General features: G+C 35.6%; 7 protein-coding genes. All 7 read right to left on the bottom strand.

Annotated elements, in window-relative coordinates:
* Positions 1-14: 14 nt before the first annotated feature.
* The 7 genes from rpsR to O3670_RS10760 all read right to left on the bottom strand — a co-directional run bounded on the left by rpsR (position 15) and on the right by O3670_RS10760 (position 4,554).
* Entirely contained in the window at positions 15-254 is a 240-nt protein-coding gene (gene rpsR / locus O3670_RS10790; RefSeq protein ID WP_000068665.1) for a 30S ribosomal protein S18, read from the bottom strand.
* A gap of 41 nt (positions 255-295) precedes the next feature.
* Positions 296-814, bottom strand: a complete 519-nt coding sequence (locus tag O3670_RS10785; protein WP_002891844.1) for a single-stranded DNA-binding protein — start codon at positions 812-814, stop codon at positions 296-298.
* Positions 815-825: 11 nt separating this feature from the next.
* Positions 826-1,116, bottom strand: a complete 291-nt coding sequence (gene rpsF / locus O3670_RS10780) for a 30S ribosomal protein S6 (protein WP_003093185.1) — start codon at positions 1,114-1,116, stop codon at positions 826-828.
* A 434-nt stretch (positions 1,117-1,550) separates the two neighbouring features.
* On the bottom strand, positions 1,551-2,867 hold the full coding sequence (locus O3670_RS10775; RefSeq protein ID WP_073949514.1) for an ISLre2 family transposase: 1,317 nt from the start codon (positions 2,865-2,867) through the stop codon (positions 1,551-1,553).
* A gap of 67 nt (positions 2,868-2,934) precedes the next feature.
* Complete coding sequence (locus O3670_RS10770; protein WP_371596158.1) at positions 2,935-3,123, bottom strand: hypothetical protein; 189 nt, start codon at positions 3,121-3,123, stop codon at positions 2,935-2,937.
* Between the two features lie 96 nt (positions 3,124-3,219).
* On the bottom strand, positions 3,220-4,011 hold the full coding sequence (locus O3670_RS10765) for a ParA family protein (protein WP_073949510.1): 792 nt from the start codon (positions 4,009-4,011) through the stop codon (positions 3,220-3,222).
* Between the two features lie 153 nt (positions 4,012-4,164).
* The gene (locus O3670_RS10760; RefSeq protein ID WP_073949508.1) at positions 4,165-4,554 is read right to left on the bottom strand and encodes a hypothetical protein; all 390 of its coding nucleotides are present in this window, start codon (positions 4,552-4,554) and stop codon (positions 4,165-4,167) included.
* Positions 4,555-5,042: the final 488 nt, after the last annotated feature.

Below are 5,042 nucleotides of genomic sequence, written 5' to 3'. Positions count from 1 at the left end.
CGAGGGTATTATTTTTAGTCTTCATTTACGTAAGGCATAAGTGCCATAACGCGAGCGCGTTTAATCGCTGTTGTTACTTTACGTTGGTTTTTAGCTGAAGTTCCTGTTACACGACGTGGAAGAATTTTACCACGTTCTGAAACGAAACGGCTAAGAAGCTCAGTATCTTTGTAATCAACATATTCGATTTTGTTAGCTGCGATGTAATCAACTTTTTTACGGCGTTTGAATCCGCCACGACGTTGTTGAGCCATGTTTATTTCTCCTTTATATATTTAATTCGTTTTATCCATTCTTAGAATGGGAGATCGTCATCTGAAATGTCCATTGGATTTGAATTACCAAATGGACTCTCGTCACGACCGAAGTTTGGTGTAGATTGCGCAGGTTGTGATCCACCAAATGAACCACCAGTTGAAGCTCCACCACCGAATGAATTTGAATTATCAAATCCTCCAGCGTTGTAAGAACCACCACTGTGACCTTCACGTGCCGCACGGCTTTCCAACATTTGGAAATTATCAGCGACAACTTCAGTTACGTAAACACGTTGACCTTGCTGATTTTCATAGTTACGAGTCTGAATACGACCTGTAATTCCAATCAATGCGCCTTTCTTAGCCCAGTTAGCCAAATTTTCAGCTTGCTGGCGCCAGATAACACAGTTAATAAAGTCTGTTTCACGTTCACCATTAGCACCCTTGAAGTTACGGTTAACCGCAAGGCTGAATGTTGCAACAGCAACGTTACTTGGTGTATAACGAAGTTCCGCATCACGGGTCATGCGACCAACGAGTACGACATTATTAATCATAATTTACCTTCTTACGCGTCAAGTTTAACGATCATGTGACGAAGAATGTCACCGTTGATTTTTGAAAGACGGTCGAACTCGTTAAGAGCTGCATCGTCGTTTGCTTCAACGTTAACAACGTGGTAAAGTCCTTCACGGAAATCTTGGATTTCGTATGCAAGACGACGTTTTTCCCAATCTTTTGATTCAACAACAGTTGCACCGTTGTCAGTCAAGATAGAATCGAAACGTGCTACCAAAGCGTTTTTAGCTTCTTCTTCAATGTTTGGACGAATGATATAAAGAATTTCGTATTTAGCCATTGATATTTTCCTCCTCTTTTGGTCTAATGACTCATGGTCTTTCGCCACGAGTAAGTGAGGTGCACTCACAAGATATAATTCTACCAAAGTTTGAAGGATAATGCAAGGGAAAAGTGAATAGAGTATGTGTCTTGTTTTGGGAGAAATTAAAATCACCAAGAGAACATAAAAGAAAGACCGAAAAAGTGTAGCGTTTTCACTCATTTCAGTCTTGACTTTACTGTTATCTTGATGATACAATAATTCTAAACTGATTAAGCAAAGCTGCCCTTTGTTTAATCGGTAAGGCGGCAGGTGCGCGAACACCTTCCGTCTTTTTCTCGTGTTTTATCTATAAGATTATTATACCACAATTAGAGCATATTGCAAGTGTTTTTGCTAAATAAAGTTTCTTAAAAGCCTATAATATCAAGGGTTCTTTTAATTTTCTATTATCATAATTTCCTAATCATAGGAGTCAAACCATCACGTGCAACTCTTGCTCCAGGGATCAAATGCTCACTTTTATTTTCTCCCCTAACTAGATCAAAATGATCTAGTTTTTTTATTTTTTTGTATTCTTTTCTCCAACTACCAAAAAATATATCCCGTAAATCTCCTGAATAATACAACAAAATTATTTGAGCCATAGCAACAGCACCTTCTTCTGACCAATACATACCACGTTTTTTCATTCGATATGTCATTTTTCTGTGTTGTGACTCCATCACACCAATGGTTAAATCCCCTAGACCTCTATCCTTTGGTGATGCCGTATAGCTAAAGTCATTGATGATACGTTTCTTGAAGGCCTGAAATGACTCTATCTTAGCATCTGTCTCTAATAGCGACTCTGCTGTATCTAAGATTACCTTTAGGCCTGTCCTGTCTCTTTTCCTAATTTTCTTGACTGCAGCATCAGCTAAATCGCAAGAAATAGGAGTAAGATTTTTCTTGATACCCTCACTAACATGGTAGGGGTCCCAAAAGTGAATATGCTCACCCTTGGAACAAAATTTAACAAATTCACGGAATGATGACGGGGTGTAGCCTTTTCCTCCATCTGAGTTTGTGATGATAGTTGTTCCTGGTGCTAGCTCAAAATTAGTTGTTATATAATCAAGCAGTGTATCTTTAGCTTTTTTCACTTTTGAGTTAATAACTTCAAATTTATTTTGCAGTTTCTTTCTACAGCTACTATCAGAACCCGTGTGTACGACAAAATGGCTTAATTCTATGGAGGATCGTTCCGACTTTCTCACCCAAACACCATCACCTTCAATATAAATTATGTCGGTCTGGATTTTTTCCTTTCGTTCGATACTTTCTGATAAAGCCCAAGAATCGTACTCTTCTTTTTGCTTGATGAGATTACCTGCTTCAGACACAGCCCTATGAACGACATTCTTTGAAATACCAATATCTTGTAATAAATCAAATACCTCAACGACTTTACGGTAAGGCATAAAAGAGGCCAAAATAGTCACCAAGTATAGAAACTCTTGTGAAAAGCGTTGCCGTGGTATAAGCCCTAATTTTTCGTCTAAAGGGACTCTAATAATATCTCCTTTTTTCCACCGACTTCTTGAAAAAGTCATGGTGCCAAAAGAGAACGTCACTGTCCGTTCTTTTTGATTAATTCTCTTAAAGCCTTGAGCCCTCATGCTTGCTGCTATCGTCTTCTCATAAGAAGCTACCATCTTAAGGAAAAATTGCTGATTATTTTCCCTCAATTTTTGATGAAACTCTAATTCACTAAATGATGCTGTCATTTTCCCTCCAATGTATTAAAAAAGACCTACTTTTAATAGGTCAACATAATTATATTTATATTTATGTTTATAAGTTCTTAAAGTAGTCATTTAGAAATGATGAAGCCGAACGATAACCATTCTCCTTTGCTAGTAAAGCAATTTTTTCACGCACGGAAGGTTGCAGCGTGAATTGGAACTGCTTTGTTCTTTCAAAATCTTCTACAACCCTCACTACTTCTTGTTTTGTTTCTTTTTCTTCAGTAGCCTTCAACATTTCACTAATATTTTTATTGTTTTTATCAAATGCCATTAGATATCCCTTTCCTAGAAATAATTATATTTGTGTTTATGTTTATATTTATGTTTATATTTATAGTTTAGCAGTAATTTCTTCAAAAGTCACGTCAAGATCATCAAAGAATTTTTTATTATGTTGATAAATCACCTTATCTTCTTTCATCTCAGGAAGGGAAACCTTATCCATCGTTGAACGGTTAAAAAGTTCTTTTTGTGGAATAAATCCAATAACATCATCTTCTTCAGCTAGTGCTTCTATCAACTCCTTAGAAGATTTTGTGTTGTGTTTAATCATGTTGCCGACAAAGAATAGGTTAGCTGTCACAAAACTTTCTCTGGTTTTAAAATCAAAAGTCTCAGCCTTCAGCTCTTCCATACGCTCCTTGAGATTAAACTTAGCATGATAACCGTGTTCAGAAGGAATAACAGGACTTATAACCGCATGACTAACAATTACCGCATTTCTAGTTGCTGTCGAAAAGTCAGGGTGACAATCAATTATAATATAATCGTATTGTCCTAAATTCTTACTTTCATAGTTATCCTCTAACCACATGTAAAGTAGCATATCTTTATAAGACTTTGTTTCAAGATCTTTTTCAATATTATCCAGACGAATATAACCAGGGATAAGGTCTACATTATTTTTAATATGATGAATGGTCACGTCACCCTTTTGTCTGAAGATATTTGCGACGGTACCTTCAGACTCAAAAGTATTATAGGTTTGAGTTAAATTACATTGATGATCGAGATCAATAAAAAGAACAGATTTTCCTTTCCTAGCTAGATCCTCTCCCCAATTATAAGCCAAAGTAGTTTTCCCTACACCACCTTTAATAGCAGCTAATGTCACGATTTTCATTTGGATACTCCTTTTAATTCGATTAACTATACTATTATTATATCATTATAAATATATTTGTCAACATAAATATATTTATAATTATGTTTATGTTGGTTTTTGACAATAAAAAACAGTGTAGCAACTACACCGTTTTCAAATCAATATTGCTATCTACCTTACAGGATAATCAATCCCATCTTCAGGATCTTTGTACAACCTCATATATACTGGCTTTCCACTTAAATCAACTTGTCTTTCGGCAGCAGCAAAAAATTCTGGGTCCCAATTCATAGGACTAAAACCTGAAACTAATGTCAAAAGATAAGCGCTTTTCCCATGAATTTTTTTAGTCTCGACCGTAAAAAGACTAAAATTTTCTTTAGTTGAAACAAAGACAGGTTTAGGGTTAGTTTTCTTTAGTTTGTCTCCCTCTACATACTCTTCCAGGAAATCATCTAACTCCTTAAGCTCCCAATCATGTGATTGTGCAACAATCTGATTTATCCTTGCTATATCCGAAGTGATGACAAGTAAACTATCAACTCGTTGTGTATTTCTCATATTAATTCCTCCTAATCAAGTTATACTCACATTATAACACAATTTCAACATAAACATAATTATAAATATGTTGATTATTAGTTATTCTAATATATATAAAAAAACGCAGGATAACTCCTGCGCTCTACTACGTTACGTTGAAATTCCATAACGTTTCCATGAACCGATTGAGGTACATGGAACAAGTAATTCTGATACTGTTATTATACTAAAACCTTAGTAATTTGTCAACAAAATATAAATATAATTATGTATATAAATATATTTATATTTGCTTGTTGTTCTAATAAACTCTTACGCTTTCCGTTATTCATGTCTGGAACAGTTCCATTCTTCCCCTCTTTTCGTTTTCAGTTTACCACGCAAGCGTGGTTTATCACTGACGAAAAGGAGGTGATAGCATGGAACAAGTAATTCTGATTTTAGTCCTCATGTATTTGTTAATACATGAAAATAGCGACTAACGGAAAGCATAACCCCCAAGCTCA

It is taken from the genome of Streptococcus sp. 27098_8_74 (genome assembly GCF_041431705.1).
Lineage (GTDB): Bacteria > Bacillota > Bacilli > Lactobacillales > Streptococcaceae > Streptococcus > Streptococcus salivarius_E.
The sequence above is the reverse complement of the archived record's forward strand: the minus strand, read 5'-3'. Positions and strand labels throughout refer to the sequence as shown.